The organism is Pseudotabrizicola sediminis, assembly GCF_004745575.1.
GTDB classification, from domain to species: domain Bacteria; phylum Pseudomonadota; class Alphaproteobacteria; order Rhodobacterales; family Rhodobacteraceae; genus Pseudotabrizicola; species Pseudotabrizicola sediminis.
Genome location: NZ_RPEM01000006.1, coordinates 25,001 through 39,882 on the forward strand (window position 1 = coordinate 25,001; position 14,882 = coordinate 39,882).

14 protein-coding genes are annotated in these 14,882 nt (G+C 64.6%); 2 read left to right on the forward strand and 12 right to left on the reverse strand.

Annotated elements, in window-relative coordinates; all coding sequences use genetic code 11:
- Positions 1 to 38: 38 nt before the first annotated feature.
- From EEB11_RS09805 to msrP, 7 genes are all read right to left on the reverse strand, one after another.
- On the reverse strand, positions 39 to 1,205 hold the full coding sequence (locus EEB11_RS09805) for an MFS transporter (RefSeq protein ID WP_135430833.1): 1,167 nt from the start codon (positions 1,203 to 1,205) through the stop codon (positions 39 to 41).
- On the reverse strand, positions 1,202 to 2,686 hold the full coding sequence (locus tag EEB11_RS09810) for a carboxypeptidase M32 (RefSeq protein WP_135430835.1): 1,485 nt from the start codon (positions 2,684 to 2,686) through the stop codon (positions 1,202 to 1,204). The genes EEB11_RS09805 and EEB11_RS09810 overlap by 4 nt, the downstream gene beginning before the upstream one ends.
- The gene (ctaA, locus tag EEB11_RS09815; RefSeq protein WP_135430837.1) at positions 2,683 to 3,849 is read right to left on the reverse strand and encodes a heme A synthase; all 1,167 of its coding nucleotides are present in this window, start codon (positions 3,847 to 3,849) and stop codon (positions 2,683 to 2,685) included. The genes EEB11_RS09810 and ctaA overlap by 4 nt, the downstream gene beginning before the upstream one ends.
- A 611-nt stretch (positions 3,850 to 4,460) precedes the next feature.
- Complete coding sequence (locus tag EEB11_RS09820) at positions 4,461 to 5,192, reverse strand: ABC transporter ATP-binding protein (RefSeq protein WP_135430839.1); 732 nt, start codon at positions 5,190 to 5,192, stop codon at positions 4,461 to 4,463.
- Positions 5,189 to 5,362 carry a hypothetical protein gene (locus EEB11_RS09825; protein WP_210134408.1) on the reverse strand — a complete coding sequence of 58 codons (174 nt, stop codon included), beginning with the start codon at positions 5,360 to 5,362 and terminating at the stop codon, positions 5,189 to 5,191. The genes EEB11_RS09820 and EEB11_RS09825 overlap by 4 nt, the downstream gene beginning before the upstream one ends.
- 444 nt (positions 5,363 to 5,806) lie before the next feature.
- Positions 5,807 to 6,415, reverse strand: a complete 609-nt coding sequence (gene msrQ / locus EEB11_RS09830) for a protein-methionine-sulfoxide reductase heme-binding subunit MsrQ (protein ID WP_135430841.1) — start codon at positions 6,413 to 6,415, stop codon at positions 5,807 to 5,809.
- A gap of 13 nt (positions 6,416 to 6,428) precedes the next feature.
- Positions 6,429 to 7,340: a protein-methionine-sulfoxide reductase catalytic subunit MsrP gene (gene msrP / locus EEB11_RS09835; RefSeq protein WP_245298853.1), complete on the reverse strand. Its 912-nt coding sequence runs from the start codon at positions 7,338 to 7,340 to the stop codon at positions 6,429 to 6,431.
- A gap of 272 nt (positions 7,341 to 7,612) precedes the next feature.
- Here msrP and EEB11_RS09840 point away from each other — a divergent pair, with 272 nt between their 5' ends.
- Positions 7,613 to 8,095, forward strand: a complete 483-nt coding sequence (locus EEB11_RS09840; protein ID WP_135430843.1) for a fasciclin domain-containing protein — start codon at positions 7,613 to 7,615, stop codon at positions 8,093 to 8,095.
- Positions 8,096 to 8,210: 115 nt separating this feature from the next.
- Here the strand turns inward: EEB11_RS09840 and clpB are convergent, their stop codons facing one another.
- Positions 8,211 to 10,823, reverse strand: coding sequence for an ATP-dependent chaperone ClpB (clpB, locus tag EEB11_RS09845; protein ID WP_135430845.1), 2,613 nt, complete (start codon positions 10,821 to 10,823; stop codon positions 8,211 to 8,213).
- A gap of 361 nt (positions 10,824 to 11,184) precedes the next feature.
- Between clpB and EEB11_RS09850 the strand changes: the two genes are divergently transcribed.
- A complete protein-coding gene (locus EEB11_RS09850; RefSeq protein WP_135430847.1) occupies positions 11,185 to 11,604 on the forward strand; it encodes a hypothetical protein in 420 nt (139 codons plus the stop codon).
- On the opposite strand, the gene EEB11_RS09855 is transcribed toward EEB11_RS09850, so the two are convergent.
- From EEB11_RS09855 to EEB11_RS09870, 4 genes are all read right to left on the reverse strand, one after another.
- Positions 11,601 to 12,431 carry a TolB family protein gene (locus EEB11_RS09855; protein WP_135430849.1) on the reverse strand — a complete coding sequence of 277 codons (831 nt, stop codon included), beginning with the start codon at positions 12,429 to 12,431 and terminating at the stop codon, positions 11,601 to 11,603. The genes EEB11_RS09850 and EEB11_RS09855 overlap by 4 nt on opposite strands.
- Positions 12,428 to 13,201 (reverse strand): hypothetical protein, encoded by a 774-nt coding sequence (locus EEB11_RS09860; protein ID WP_135430851.1) that lies wholly within the window; start codon positions 13,199 to 13,201, stop codon positions 12,428 to 12,430. Before EEB11_RS09860 ends, EEB11_RS09855 begins: the two co-directional genes overlap by 4 nt.
- Before the next feature lie 67 nt (positions 13,202 to 13,268).
- Positions 13,269 to 13,994: a copper homeostasis protein CutC gene (locus tag EEB11_RS09865; RefSeq protein WP_135430853.1), complete on the reverse strand. Its 726-nt coding sequence runs from the start codon at positions 13,992 to 13,994 to the stop codon at positions 13,269 to 13,271.
- Entirely contained in the window at positions 13,991 to 14,866 is an 876-nt protein-coding gene (locus EEB11_RS09870) for an ROK family protein (RefSeq protein ID WP_135430855.1), read from the reverse strand. Before EEB11_RS09870 ends, EEB11_RS09865 begins: the two co-directional genes overlap by 4 nt.
- Positions 14,867 to 14,882: the final 16 nt, after the last annotated feature.

The window sequence follows — 14,882 nt, forward strand, 5'->3', positions numbered from 1 at the left end:
CCCCTCCCTTAACGTCGGAGGTGGAGGCACCGGCCCCGTCACCGCCGCGCCAACAGAACCAACGCCCCCACCGCCAATACCAATGCGCTCCCGACCAACGCCAGCGGCCCGCCCACCCCCATGATCCATGTCCCCAGCAGCGGTGCCACGGCCGTTGACACCATCGCCGGCATCGAAATCGCCGCGGCTGATGCCGCATAATCGGCAGGCCCATTCACCTCGGAAATCAGCAGCGGCTTCAGGATGGTCAGAATCCCCATCGCGGCCCCCTGCACCGCCGCGAAGGCAAGGACCAAGGCCACCCCACCGCCCGAAAACAACAAAAACACCGGCCCCGCAACCATGGCCAGCACCGTGAACAGCGACGCCACCCGCGTCCGCAACCGCGCCCCCGCCGCCATCAGCGCGACCCGGCCCAACACCTGCGCGGGCCCGATGAGCGCCGCCGCCGTCACCGCGCGCCCGTCCGCCACGCCCATCTCGGCCAGCAAGGGCCGCATCAGACTGACCAGCATCCAGTGATCAAGGTTGAGCAGCGCAAACAACGCCATCAGCCCAAGCACACCGGGTCGACCAAGGATAACCCGCCACGACGCCCCGGCCACAGGCTTTGGTGCGCCCCGCGCCCGCCCGCCGCCAAGGCTGTGCGCCCCCCAAACCTGCAAGGGCAGCATCACGCAAGACACAACGGCCACCGCCGACCACACCGCAATCCGCCAGCCAAACGCCTCTGCCAAAGCCGCGCCCGCCGGAAAGGCCAGCGTCGACGCCAGCCCCGCCACCAGCGTCACCCGCGTGATCGGCCCGCGCGCGCGCTCGCCAAACCGCCGGATCAGCAGCGCAAAACACACCTCGTACAATGTGGCTGATGCCGCAGCCCCCAGCCCCACAAAGGCCGTCAGGTAAACCAGCGGATGCCAGGCCACCGCCAGCAGCGCCAAAGCCGCCGCCCCCAGCGCCGTGCCAAACCCCATCAGCCGCAACGCATGCCCCCGGTCCACCCAGCGTCCGACCTGCGGTGACACCAGCGCCGTTACACCGATCGCCAGAAACGGCCCCAGAGCCAGCACGCCGTTGCCCCAGGGCAGCTCGCGCTGCCACACCAGCACCAGCGCCGCAAAGATGTAAAAGAAACACGCATAGCCCAGAGTCTGCCCAAAGGCCAAAGCCCAGACCGCCGCTTGTTCCTTCCGCGCCGGTGTCACAGTCGGTAGATCGCCTTGAACTTCGCCTCAAGGTAATCCAGCAGCGGCCCTTCGCTGGGTTCAAACCCGCAGGCCAGCGCAACAACCTCACGCGGCTTGTACAAACCGCCATGACGCTGCAGATTTTCGCGCAGCCACGCGGTTGCCGGTCGCGCATCGCCGCGCGCCAGATGGTCATCCACATCCGGCACAGCCTTGCGCAGGGCGACATTCAGGCACCCCGCATAGACATTGCCCAGAGTATAGGTCGGGAAATAGCCGAACAGGCCAACGGACCAGTGCACATCCTGCAGCATGCCCTGACTTGGCCGGTCCACCGTCACCCCAAAATCAGCGGCAAAGCGGTCATTCCACGCCGCCTCAAGATCCCCCACCGCCAGATCGCCCCGGATCAGCGCACGTTCCAGATCGAAGCGCAGCATCACATGCAGATTATAGTGCACTTCATCCGCTTCGGTTCGGATGAACCCTGACTGCACCCGGTTGACCGCGCCGTAGAACGCATCCGCATCCGGAATGCCAAACCCGTCGAACCGCCCCTTCATCTGGTCAAACATCCAGCCCGTAAACGCCCGGCCCCTGCCCAGTTGATTTTCATAAATCCGGCTCTGGCTTTCATGCACGCCCATGCTCACCCCCGCCCCCAGCGGGGTCAGCCGGTAATCAGGATCAATCCCCAGCTCATAGCAGGCGTGGCCCACCTCATGGATGGTCGAGTAAAAACAGTTGAACGGATCACTCTCCACCACCCGCGTGGTGATCCGCGCGTCATCGCCGGAGCCGGAACTGAACGGATGCACCGCCAGATCCAGCCGCCCCCGCTCCCAGTCATACGCAAAGGCAGATGCCAGATCGCGCGCCATGCGCATCTGTGCCTCCTGCCCGAAATGCCCCTCCAGCTTTGCGGGCTGATGGCTCGCCCCCAACACCGCGGACCGCAACGCCACCAGCCGGGGCCGCATCGCATCAAACATCCGGCCCAGCGTCTCCGCCGTCGCCCCCGGCTCGTAATCGTCAATCAGCGCGTCATAGAGATCACCACCCTGCGCCAGACATTGCGCCTCTTCGCGCCGCAGCCTGATCACCTCGGCCAGCGTCGGCAGGAACGCCGCCACATCATCGCGGGCCCGCGCCTCCGCCCAGATCCCCTGCGCCCGGCTCGTTACCCGCGCCAGCGCCTGTGCCAAAGCTCCCGGCACCTTGGTTGCCCGCTGGTAAGACCGCGTAATGTGGCGCAGGTTCGCCGCCGCCACCGCATCCACCGCCTCGGCCTGCGCCAGCCAGTCCGCGATGCGCGGATCGGTGCGCCGCGTGTGCAGCACCCCTTCCATCGCCGACATTTCCTCTGACCGCTGCTCGGCGGCGCCGCGCGGCATCATCGTCTCCTGATCCCAGCCCAATCGCCCCGCCACCTGCCCCAAAGCCTCGGTTTCGCGTTGGAACGCCATCAGATCGGCGTAAGCCGTATTGTTCACAGTCATGCTGTGCCCCTCCGGATCGACCCGGCCAGCGGGTATTGTGACAGATATCGCGCGCGGATGATCAGCACCCACAGGAACACCGCGCCCAACTGATGGGTGATCGCCACATGAAGCTGCGCCGCCGTGAGCACCGCCCAGATGCCCAGCCCAACCTGCGCCAGCATCATCGCCAGCACCATATGGAACGCGAACCGCGTAACATGATGCGCCGACCTGCGCCCGCGCAGCCAGACCACCACGCCAAAGGCAAAGAGCAAATACCCCGCCATCCGGTGCATGAACTGCACCAGCCCGGGGTTCTCAAAGAACGCATGCCAGACCGGCAAGGCCCCTCCCTGCCCGTCCGCCACATAAAACGCATCCGCAGGAAAGAACGCGCCGTTCATATCCGGCCAGGTCGGAAACGCCCGCCCTGCATCAATCCCCGCAACCAGCGCCCCCAGCACGATCTGCAGAAACGCGAAATGCATCAGCCCGGTGGACAGGCCAAACAGCTTGCCCTCCCGCGCACGGCGCGCCTGCAACAACGCCGCCTCCGTCCGCCCCAGCAAAAACACATACCAGGCGATGAACCCCAGGATCACAAAGGCCAGCCCCAGATGCGTCGCCAGCCGGTAAGACGCCACCGACGTCATCGCCCCGGTCAGCCCCGACGCCACCATCCACCAGCCAATCGCCCCCTGCAGCCCGCCCAAAGCGCCCAGCAGCAGCAGCCGCCCGGTCCAGCCCGGCGGAATGCGGCTGGTCGCCCAGAAGAACAGGAACCCGACTGCCCAGACGAGGCCTACCGCCCGCCCCAGCTGCCGGTGCCCCCATTCCCACCAGTAGATCACCTTGAACGCCGACATCTCCATGCCCGCATTCATCAGCTGATATTGCGGGCTGGCGCGGTACTTCTCGAATTCCGACAGCCAGTCGGCCGCATTCATTGGTGGCAAAGCCCCGGTCACGGGGCGCCATTCGGTGATCGAGAGCCCTGAGTCGGTCAGCCGCGTCAGCCCCCCCACCACGATCATCGCCATGACCATCAGGAACAATACGATCAGCCAGATCCGCACCGCCCCCCGCGCGCCCTTGGGGCCCGCATCAATCAGGCTCCCCTGCGGCGCAAGCGCCGCCTTGGTGCCCCCGACCTCCTCGAAAATGCTGCGCTTGCCCGCCATACCCGCCTCATACCTTGCTGGCCCGGACACTAGGCCGCGCCCCCAAAGGCTTCAAGGGGGGTGCGGCGATGACGCGGGCCTTCACATGACGCCGCGACAGTGGGTCAACCCGCCCGCAAGTGGGCAGAACGACCCGCTCTTCCCCTACTCTCTCCACCCTTCTCTTCCCTTGGCCCGGAACAGCTGCAAAGCGGCCCGGGCCGCGCCCGGCCTCCCCCCGGGACGGCGCGTTGCAACCGTTCCGCCCAGAACTCCGGTCGAGGTAAGTTGAATCATAAAGCGCCCAGAACGAGCGTCGGCGCGCCATCCCGAGGTCGGGCGCGGCCCTGTGTTACGCAAATAAAGGAACGCAAAGAGCCCATCAGCGACACTCAGGCATCCCGCAGCATGGGGGATTGTTCGTAGGGGCAGCAAGGTTCCCGACCCATCTCCCTGCCTGCGCCGAACGTCCATGGTATGCCTCGGCGAAAACAACCTATCTTAGCACAGGCCGCAACGACGACGAGGACCCCATTTTTCGTCTACTCCTCCCGGGGCGAAGTCTGAAAAGCCCTGCCGTTATGGATAGACCTTTGAGTGGTACAATTGCTCTGATCTGTAGAAATGCGGCGTCAGACGATTCCTTCGCAGCTTGCCAGCAACTCGCGGCCATAATCGCTTGCCAGTGCCCGCCCGCGCAGGGTGGCGACCCCGGCGGTTTCCACCACCCGCCCGGCACGCAGGACCGCAAGTCGGTCGCACAGGAACGACACCACAGGCAGATCGTGTGTCACGAGCAGGAAGGTCAGCCTTTGCTCTGCGCGCAACCGCTTGAGCAAGTTGAGGATCTCAGCTTGAACCGATACGTCTAGCGCGCTGGTGGGTTCGTCGAGCAACAGCACCTTTGGTGACAGCATCAGCGCGCGGGCAATCGCCACCCTCTGCCGCTGACCGCCCGACAACTGGTGCGGCAGCCGGAACCGGAACCGGCGAGCCAGCCCCACAGCATCCAGCATGGCCAGCACACGGGCATCCCGTTCAGACAGGCCGTGGATGACAAGCGGTTCGGACAGCGCGTCATCCACCGTTCGGCGGGGGTGCAGGCTGCCATAGGGGTCTTGGAACACCATCTGGATCTGCGCGGCCTGAGCGCGGCTGCTAGAGCGGGTGACACGTTGTCCGCCGACCGCCATTTGCCCCGACCAGTCATCCACCTGTCCGGCCAGCGCCTTGAGGATGGTCGATTTGCCCGACCCGCTTTCGCCCACCAATGCAAAGCTTTCGCCTTGTGCCACGGCAAAGCTGACATTGTGAAGCACGGTTGTCGGGCCATAGCGCACCGTAAGATCATCCACCTGAATCATGCGCGCCCCTCCTGACCAAATCGGGCCAGAGCGGCACGGTCCAGCACCGGCAGTTCGGCGCGGTCTTCGTCCAGCCGGGGCAGGCTCGCGATCAGCCCACGCGTGTAGGGATGCGTCGCGGCATGCAGTGCACCGGGGCCAATTTCCTCCACCACCTCGCCATTGAACATCACCAGAATGCGGTCGCACCTTCCGCTCCAAAATCAGGCTACCTGTTCCAAATCACGCATCGATTTGGGGTAATCCCCCCATTTTTGACGGGGTGCATTTGTAGAATNCAAAATCGAGGCGCTAATCTCTTAGCGTTTCCCGAACCGCCGTATCTTCAGATTTTCCGACCTTCCACTCCGCTTCCGTTCTGCGTTTCCGCTTCGCTTCGTCTTCGCTTCCGTCCGTCACCGTCGCTGTTTCGCTTCGGTGAGGCAGTATTTACGGCGGGGTGCCGGAACCCGCAAGAGGAAAAAACGCAGGCAGTCGCATTTTTTTCACAAAAGCCGAAAATCGCGTAAAATCCGGGGGTTGGTGAAACTATCGCCACAAGAAGCGGCGGGTTGTGGCAACTTTCTTGCGCCTCAGTCGGAACATTTCCACGCCTGCGAGGGTTATCCACAGACTCAGGTGCGAACCTTGTGCGGCACTCGAAGCCGCAGCAGCAAAAGTGCCCCTACGGCACCCGCATACAGCAACGGTTCCAGCGGCCAGCCCTTCACAAGAATCACGAAATGAATCGCCCCGGCCGCTGCGGCCACATAAGCCAGCTGGTGCAAACGTCGCCAACGGGCCGCCCCCAACCGCCTGATCGCGGCATGTGTCGATGTCACGGCAAGCGGCAGCATCGCCAGCAGCCCGACCATCCCCAGAATGATATAGGGGCGCTTGTACAGGTCACGCAGGATCTCATCCCAGCGCAGGCCCATGTCCAGCACCACCCAGGCCAGGAAATGCATCGCTATATAGAAGAAGGCCATCACCCCCAGGGCCCGGCGGAACCGCAGCAGGTTCAGCCCGATCTTGCGCAAGGGCGTGATGCACAGCGACGCCAGCAGAAACTGCAGCCCCCACAACCCCAGCCGCAGCTCGATCGCCTTGACCGGATCGGCCCCCAGCCGGTTGGTCGCCGCCGCCCAGACCAGCCAGACAAACGGGATCATCGCCCCCACCCAGACCACCCCGGTCGGGATGCGCCGGGCAAGGCTGTTGATGCGGTCCAGTGCAAGCACCATCAGGGGCGCGGCCTCAGTAGTCTTTGCTCAGGTCCATCCCGGCATAGAGGCTGGCCACCTGTTCGCCATAGCCGTTGAACATCAGCGTATCCTCGCGCCCGGCAAAGATACCCGCCCCCACGCGGCGTTCGCTGGCCTGCGACCAGCGGGGATGGCTGACCTCGGGGTTCACATTGCTGTAAAAGCCGTACTCGCGGGCGTTCTGCATGTTCCATGTCGTCTGCGGCTGGGTGTCGGTCAGGCGGATGCTGACAATCGACTTGATCGACTTGAACCCATATTTCCACGGCACAACCAACCGGATCGGGGCGCCGTTCTGGTTCGGCATCGGATCGCCATACAGACCCGTCGCCAGAATCGTCAGCGGATGCATCGCCTCATCCAGCCGCAGCCCCTCACGGTAAGGCCAGTCCAGCGCGGCGGTCTTTTGCCCCGGCATCTCTTCCGGCCGCACCAAGGTCTCGAACGCCACATACTTTGCACCCGGCTGCACGCCCGCCTTGTTCAAAAGATGCGCCAGCTCGAACCCGACCCAAGGGATCACCATCGACCAGGCCTCGACGCAGCGGAAGCGGTAGATCCGTTCTTCCAGCGGGGCCCCTTGCAGGATATCGGCCAGATCATAGCTGCCGGGCCGGTCCACCATGCCGCCGATCTCAATCCCCCAGGGGTCGGTCGTCAGCAGGCGGGCGTTGCGGGCGGGGTCGCCCTTGTCCAGCCCGAACTCATAGAAGTTGTTGTAGGTGGTGATCTCGGACAGCGTGTTGGGTGCGGCATCGGTGGAAAACGCGCTCTTTGCCACGCCGGTCTGTGCCACCGCCGGTGCCGCCAGCAGCGCCCCCGCCCCCGCCATCAGCTGCCTGCGGTTCATCCATTGCGGCTTTGGCGTCACATCCGACCATTTCAACCCAAGCGTCATTCCCATCTCCCCCTGCTTTGCGCCATACAAGATGGCAGGCCTGCGCCGAAAATCAAATCCCTCCGGCGCGGGCAGTTTGCGGGCAAATCGGCCCCGCAATGGCTCACGTTACATCACCCGCCGTCACAGGTTGTTGACTGGAAAATCCCAGCACCCGCGGCTTAGCGCGCGCCGTGCCTGCGGCAAGCCCGGCTCACCGAAATGTCGCCCTGATCTGATCGCATGGCTGGACCATATACAGTAGGCCAATCCAGGCGATGATCAAACGGGAGTGACCTATGATCCGCAGAACCTTTCTTGCCATGACAACTGCTCTGGCCTTTGCCGCACCAGCCTTTGCTGGCGGCCACAGCAAAGACATTGTCGACACCGCCGTCGCGGCCGGCAGCTTCAACACCCTCGCCGCCGCGCTGACCGCCGCCGGTCTGGTAGACACGCTGAAGGGCGAAGGCCCGTTCACCGTCTTCGCACCAACGGATGAGGCGTTCGCCGCCCTGCCCGCAGGCACCGTCGACACCCTGCTCCTGCCGGAAAACAAGGATCAGCTGATCGCGATCCTGACCTATCACGTGGTCCCGGGTGCCGTCATGTCGACCGACCTGACCGAAGGCATGACCGCCGCCACCGTCAACGGCGCCGATGTCACCATCACGCTCGACGGCGGTGCCAAGGTCAACGGCGCCACCATCACCACCGCCGACATCGCAGCTTCGAACGGTGTGATCCACGTGATCGACACCGTCATCATGCCACCGATGTAATCGGCCCTCTGTAACCAATACTCCGGGGGGCGTGCATGCCGCGCGCCCCCCGAACCTTTAACAACCCTTTCCGCTGCGGTAGGGCGGGGTTAACCCCGCCATCCACCCCATCACGTCAGTGCACCACAACCTCCACCGGCCGCACCCGGCGGCTGGCAGAAACCCGATCACCGATGGTCAGCCCCTCCAGCCCGGCGCCGACCACCACGGTGGACCCGTCCAGCACATCGCCCGATAGGATCATCTCGGCCAGCGGGTCTTGCAGGTGCCGCTGGATCACCCGCTTCAAGGGGCGCGCCCCGAACACCGGGTCATAGCCTTCCTCCGCCAGCCAAGCCCGCGCGGCATCATCCAGCTCCAGCGTAATCTTGCGCCCTGCCAGCCGCCGCTCCAGCCGCTTCATCTGGATCAGCACGATCCCCGCCATATCGGCGCGGTTCAGCCGGTCAAAGATCACCTGCTCATCCAGCCGGTTCAGGAATTCCGGCCGGAAGTGCTGGCGCACCGCTTCCATCACTTCCGCCCGTGCCAGCCCCTGATCTGCCCCGTCCGGCAGCTCTGACAAAGCCCGCGCGCCAAGGTTGCTGGTCAGAATGATCAGCGTCTGCTTGAAATCCACCGTCCGGCCCTGACCATCAGTCAGCACCCCGTCATCCAGCACCTGCAACAGCACGTTGAACACGTCCGGATGCGCCTTTTCCACCTCGTCGAACAGCACCACCTGATAGGGGCGGCGCCGCACCGCTTCGGTCAGCACCCCGCCTTCATCATAGCCGACATAGCCGGGCGGCGCGCCGATCAGCCGACTGACCGCGTGTTTCTCCATGAACTCCGACATGTCGATACGGACCATGGCGGCATCATCGTCAAACAGATACTCCGCCACCGCCTTGGTCAGCTCGGTCTTGCCCACACCCGTGGGGCCAAGGAACAGGAACGACCCCAGCGGCCGGTTCTCATCGTTCAGCCCCGCCCGCGCCCGGCGCACCGCGTTGGCCACGGCGGTCAGCGCGGTTTGCTGGCCGATCACCCGCTTGCCCAGCTCTTCCTCCATCCGCAGCAGCTTTTCGCGCTCGCCTTCCAGCATCTTGGTGGTCGGAATGCCAGTCCAGCGCTCCACCACCTCGGCAATCTGCTCGGGCCGCACGGCTTCGGACACCAGCGCATCGCCTTCACGCGCCTCGGCCTCGGCCAGCGATTTCTCCAAGCCCGGAATGGTGCCGTATTGCAGCTCGCCCGCCTTGGCAAAATCACCCTCACGCTTGGCGTGTTCCAGCTCGGCGCGGGCCTTGTCGAGATGCTCTTTCAGATCGCGCGCCGCTTCCAGCGAATCCCGCTCTGCCTGCCATTTGGCAGTCATCGAGTCGGATTGCTCTTTGAGGTCGGCCAGTTCCTTTTCAAGCTTTTCTAGACGGTCGCGGCTGGCAGCATCGTCTTCTTTCTTCAACGCCTCGGATTCGATCTGCAATTGCAAGATCTGGCGGTCCAGCTGGTCCAGTTCCTCGGGCTTGCTGTCCACCTCCATCCGCAACCGGCTGGCGGCTTCGTCCATCAGGTCGATCGCCTTGTCGGGCAGGAAACGGTCGGTGATATAGCGGTGCGACAGGGTTGCCGCCGCCACCAGCGCGCTATCGGAAATCCGCACGCCGTGGTGCAGCTCGTACTTTTCCTTGATTCCGCGCAGGATGCTGATGGTGTCTTCCACCGTCGGCTCGCTTACCATCACAGGTTGGAACCGGCGGGCAAGGGCCGCGTCCTTTTCCACATATTTGCGGTATTCATCCAGCGTGGTGGCCCCCACGCAATGCAATTCGCCCCGCGCCAACGCCGGTTTGATCAGGTTGGCCGCATCCATCGCACCATCGGATTTTCCGGCACCGACCAGTGTGTGCATCTCGTCAATGAACAGGATGATCTCACCCTCGGCCGCCGTCACCTCGTTCAAAACCGCCTTCAGCCGTTCCTCGAACTCGCCACGATACTTCGCGCCGGCAATCAGCGCGCCCATGTCCAGCGCCATCAGCTTCTTGTTGCGCAAGGATTCCGGCACATCACCGTCGATGATGCGCAGTGCCAACCCTTCCGCAATCGCGGTTTTCCCCACGCCAGGCTCGCCGATCAGCACCGGGTTGTTCTTGGTGCGGCGCGACAGCACCTGCATCGTGCGGCGGATCTCTTCATCGCGCCCGATGATCGGGTCGATCTTGCCTTCCGCCGCCGCCTCGGTCAGGTCACGCGCGAATTTCTTCAGCGCGTCATAGCCCTGCTCGGCACTCGCCGTATCGGCGGTGCGGCCCTTGCGGATGTCATTGATCGCGGCGTTCAGCTTTTGCGGCGTCACCGCCCCGGCATCGAGGCAGGTCTTGGCAGCCCCCGGCACCATGGCAAACGCCATCAGAATGCGTTCAACCGGCACAAAGCTGTCACCAGCCTTTTTCGCCAGCTTTTCTGCCTCATCCAGCACCTTCACCAACGAAGAATCGGTAAAGGGCTGCGCATCGCCCGACACGCGCGGCAGCTTTTTCAGCGCGCCGTCCACGGCATCAATCACCCGCGAAGGTTCCCCACCCGCACGGCGGATCAGGTTGGCCGCCATGCCCTGATCGTCATCCATGATGGCTTTCAGCAGATGCTCCGCCGTCAGGCGCTGATGGCTTTCGCGCATGGCAATCGTCTGCGCGGCTTGCAGAAAACCACGCGACCGCTCCGTGAACTTTTCCAGGTTCATCGGTCATTCTCCTATGTTGGCACCGCTCGTCCGCGCCCAACAGTGGCACGCGGAACTCCGGCCTCAGACAAGACATGGGATGCCCCGACGCTTGATGCAAGATTGCCACAAGGGTGCGATGCAAATTCATCATCCGCCGCCGAATCGCCCCGCTGTCACCATCGTCAATGCCATTGCCCGGCCCCACCCTGCCCGGCAGAGCAATTCCGCCGACACAACCCGGTCTGATCGGCGGGAACCGGTCGTCGCCCGTCGGGAACAGCCGCAACGGGTTGCGGCCACCGGCAGGGGTGCGGACAACGGGGCAAAGAACAGGCGGGTGCCAGAGCAGCCACACCGCCCCTGCCGTGAAAGGCCCGCCATGAATGATCTGTTGCAACCGCTGATCCACAAGGCCGCCGTGCGTGACATCGCGGTCAATGTCGCCCGCACCGGCCTGTCCATCGGCAGCGAGGCCGAACTGCATCCGCTGCCCGATGGCCGTATCGGGGTGTTTGCCCGGCTGGACCGGCGGTTTCTGGGGCTCATCCCGCGCAAGGTTACCGTGCTGGTCGGTGTGCTTGGCCCGCAGGCCAGCGCCCTGATCGCCCCGGCGGTGGAACGCGGCGAGCTGTTGCGGGTGCGGATCGTGGGCCTGACGCCCGAACACCTGACCTCGCCCGGCATGGGGCCAGAGGTCCATGTGTCGGTCTGGGGCGATCCGCGCCATATCGCGGTCTGGTCAAATGACGGCTCGGTCTCGACCCCGCCAGCGCTGAAATCCGAAGGTCCGGTCACCTAACCCGGCAGCGCATAGCGCACATAGGCAAAGGCACTGCCATCGGGTGCCCAGTTCGGCACATTCATCGTGCCCTGCCCGCCGTTGATCCCGATCAGTCGCTGACGCTTGCCGCCATCAGGGTCCATCCGGCAGATCGCCACCGGCAGGTCGGCGGGGTGGCCCGTGGTTCCGGGCGGATAGGCCAGATAAATCACATGGCGGCCACAGGGCGACGGGTGCGGAAACCAGTTCACGCAATCATCGGCAAACAGCCTGCGCTGACCCGTCCCGTCCACCGCCATCACCCAGATCTGCGCGTGGCCATCCCGGTCGCAATTGTAATAGATCAGCGCCCCATCGGGGCTGTAATCCGGCCCGTCGCAATGGCCTTCACCTTGCGTCAGCCGCGTCTCAGCGCCGCCCAGCGCGGGCATGGTATAGACATCAATCACCGAAGCGTCACGCGCCGCCACATAGGTCAGCGTCGCCCCATCCGGCGACCAGCCATGCCACCAGCTTGGTGCGCCCGGCGACACCCGGCGCGGCACACCGCCCCCTGCCGCCACCAGATAAATCTCTGACCCGATGCCGCGATGATGGCTGGAAAACACCCATGTCCGGCCATCGGGCGAAATGCCATGGTCATTGTTCAGCCGCCCCACGCCATCCAGATCGATCCCCTGCAAGGCAGGCGCATCCAGCGGCACCCGGAACAACCCGCCCTCCCCGTTCACCAGCAGATAGCCGCCACAGGGCGACCAGTTCGGCGCCTCGATATGCCGGTCGGTCTGCAGCACGACGCGCGCCGCGCCCCGCGCCATATCCCAGATTTCCAGCGATGACCTCATTCCCGCGCCTTGGGGGTCAGCAACCTTGCCGGTCGCATCGCCTCAGCCGCTTTCAGCAGGCCAAAGGTCTGGTTGACGTAATTCACCACCCCACCGATCTTTTCCAGATAGGCGGCCAGCTCCGGCGTGCGCTCTGCCTCCACCATCTGCACGGCGCGGGATGGGTCTTCACCTTCAAACTGGCAATAAAACAACGGCTCGCCGCGTTTCAGGATGACGTCCTTTTCCGGCTCGTGCCATTCAAACGCCCACATCAGCGGGCGCGGCCAGACGTTCAGCGGAAATCGCCCGCCAAAGATCGTACCGGGCAGCGGGTCCTTGCGGTAATGCGCAAACGGGCCAAGCTGGGTGATGTAACACATCTCATCCGCGATGAAGCAATAGGGCAGCATCAGCTGCACCGTGGGCCGGTCCGGATACCGCCATTCCGCCTCGTTCACCAGCGTCAGCAGATCGGCCAGCTTGTTGCCCCGCACCGGGCTGGCGGTGCCAAGCCGGTTGATCAGAACCGCCTTGCCCTTGTCATCCCGCCTGAACCCAAGATGCAGATCGAACGGGCATTTCACCATGAAATACCGGCTTTCCATCTGAATCACCGCCGGGCAGCGGCTGGCACTTTTGGCATGGGCCTTGTTGGTCTGGCGAAACAGAATGCGTTCGGGCGGGTCATACATCACCGCGCCCTTGTCAGATGTCAGAAACCAGCCCACCGTCAGCGGACCGGATTTCGGCCCCTCTTCCGGCCGGTCGAATGTGATCGTGACGTCCATGCCTGCCCTGTCCTTCGTATCCCGCCGCCAAGGCTCTGCGTTTCGGCGCTTTGCGTCAAGCCGCGCTCTACCTCAGGCCCGGATCGGCCAGCGCCGCGCACAGATCGCGCAACCGGGCACCATCTGTCCGCCTGCCGATGCGCGCCGCAAACCCGAAATCCACCACCGGCCCCGAGGCCAGCACCGGGGCCGAGCATGAGGCATGCACCTCGCGCAGCGGCAGGCCCTTGAACGGAGCCAGCGTTTCGGCAGACACCCCGCCCCCCGGCATGATGATGATCCGGCGCCGGGCCTGCGCCATAAGGCTGGCCAGACGGTCGCTGCCTTCCGCCGCACGTTTCTCGCCGCCACTGGTCAGAACCCGGTGAAAGCCCAGCGCAATGGCCTGCTCCAGTGCATCCGAAAAATCCGGCACCAGATCAAAGCAGCGGTTCAGGGTCAGACCCATTTTGGCGGCCCGTGCGATCAGCAGGCCCAGCACATCGGTATCCAGCCGCCCATCGGGCCGGCTGGCCCCCAGCACAACGCCCTGCAACCCCGCGCTGTACGCGGCCTCGATATCCGTCTCCATCAGCGCAATCTCATCCGGGGACCAGACAAAATCTCCGGGCCGGGGCCGGATCATGGCATAGATCGGCACCCCTGCCCCCGCAGCCCGCTGCATCATCCCGACCGAAGGCGTCAACCCGCCCAGATCCAGCGCCGAACACAGCTCGATCCGCCCGGCCCCGCCGCGCACCGCTTCGGCCAGCCCTTCGGTGGTATCGACACAGACTTCCACCAGAACACTCATCCAAACACCTCCAGTCCCGCTTCGGCAGCCCCGATCAGCCCCGGATCAGGCCGACAGTGCGCCTGCACGATCAGCGCTGTCTCTGTCTGCCGCAAAATCACCGCGCGCACACGCCGGTCCAAGGCTGTCAGCAGGGCAGGCACATTCGCCAGACCTCCACCAACCGGCACCACCGACGCCCCCACCACATTGACCACCAGTGCCATGGGCGGGGTGATAAGGTCCAGCCAAAGCGCGATGGTCTGTGCCGCCGTCGCCGACCCCGTCTCCCAATCCGACAGGATCGTGGTCGATGGCTCTGCCACGCCATGCAATACAGCGTGCAGCTTTTCCAGACCCCGCGCCCCGCAGACCGCATCCACACAGCCCCGCAAGCCACAGCCACAGGGCAAATCCCACGGCGCCGCCACCACCGGGCCATGCCCCCATTCCCCGGCATAGCCGCCTGCGCCCTGCACCAGCTGCCCGCCCATCACCAGACCGCCGCCAACCCCCGTGCCCAGAATCACGCCAAACACGTTGCGATGCGCCCGCCCCGCGCCCTGCCGCGCCTCGGCCAGCGCAAAGCAATCGGCATCATTCAGCACCAGCACCGGCAGGCGCAGCGCAGTGGAGATTTCATCCGCCAGCAGCCGGCCATCGGCGCAAGGAATGTTCGCCACCTTGATCCGCCCGGTTTCAGGCGCCACCACCCCGGCTATCGAAACCGCCACACCGCGCAGCACATGCCCCTTGGCAAAACCGGCCAGCGCCGTGAGGAACCCGGCAAAATCCGCCCCCGGCGTCGGACAATCGCCCAGATAGGTCAGGCGGCCCGCCTCGGCCAGTGCCGCCTTGATCCGCGACCCACCGATGTCAAAGCACAGGATCATCGCGCCCCCTCTTGCA

What these genes read in the sequence shown, in the direction of transcription:
- EEB11_RS09810 (WP_135430835.1), bottom strand. Translation starts at nt 2,686, where the DNA reads ATGACTGTGAACAATACGGCTTACGCCGATCTGATGGCGTTCCAACGC.
- ctaA (WP_135430837.1), bottom strand. Translation starts at nt 3,849, where the DNA reads ATGGCGGGCAAGCGCAGCATTTTCGAGGAGGTCGGGGGCACCAAGGCG.
- EEB11_RS09820 (WP_135430839.1), bottom strand. Translation starts at nt 5,192, where the DNA reads ATGATTCAGGTGGATGATCTTACGGTGCGCTATGGCCCGACAACCGTG.
- EEB11_RS09825 (WP_210134408.1), bottom strand. Translation starts at nt 5,362, where the DNA reads ATGTTCAATGGCGAGGTGGTGGAGGAAATTGGCCCCGGTGCACTGCAT.
- msrQ (WP_135430841.1), bottom strand. Translation starts at nt 6,415, where the DNA reads ATGGTGCTTGCACTGGACCGCATCAACAGCCTTGCCCGGCGCATCCCG.
- msrP (WP_245298853.1), bottom strand. Translation starts at nt 7,340, where the DNA reads ATGGGAATGACGCTTGGGTTGAAATGGTCGGATGTGACGCCAAAGCCG.
- EEB11_RS09840 (WP_135430843.1), top strand. Translation starts at nt 7,613, where the DNA reads ATGATCCGCAGAACCTTTCTTGCCATGACAACTGCTCTGGCCTTTGCC.
- clpB (WP_135430845.1), bottom strand. Translation starts at nt 10,823, where the DNA reads ATGAACCTGGAAAAGTTCACGGAGCGGTCGCGTGGTTTTCTGCAAGCC.
- EEB11_RS09850 (WP_135430847.1), top strand. Translation starts at nt 11,185, where the DNA reads ATGAATGATCTGTTGCAACCGCTGATCCACAAGGCCGCCGTGCGTGAC.
- EEB11_RS09855 (WP_135430849.1), bottom strand. Translation starts at nt 12,431, where the DNA reads ATGAGGTCATCGCTGGAAATCTGGGATATGGCGCGGGGCGCGGCGCGC.
- EEB11_RS09860 (WP_135430851.1), bottom strand. Translation starts at nt 13,201, where the DNA reads ATGGACGTCACGATCACATTCGACCGGCCGGAAGAGGGGCCGAAATCC.
- EEB11_RS09865 (WP_135430853.1), bottom strand. Translation starts at nt 13,994, where the DNA reads ATGAGTGTTCTGGTGGAAGTCTGTGTCGATACCACCGAAGGGCTGGCC.
- EEB11_RS09870 (WP_135430855.1), bottom strand. Translation starts at nt 14,866, where the DNA reads ATGATCCTGTGCTTTGACATCGGTGGGTCGCGGATCAAGGCGGCACTG.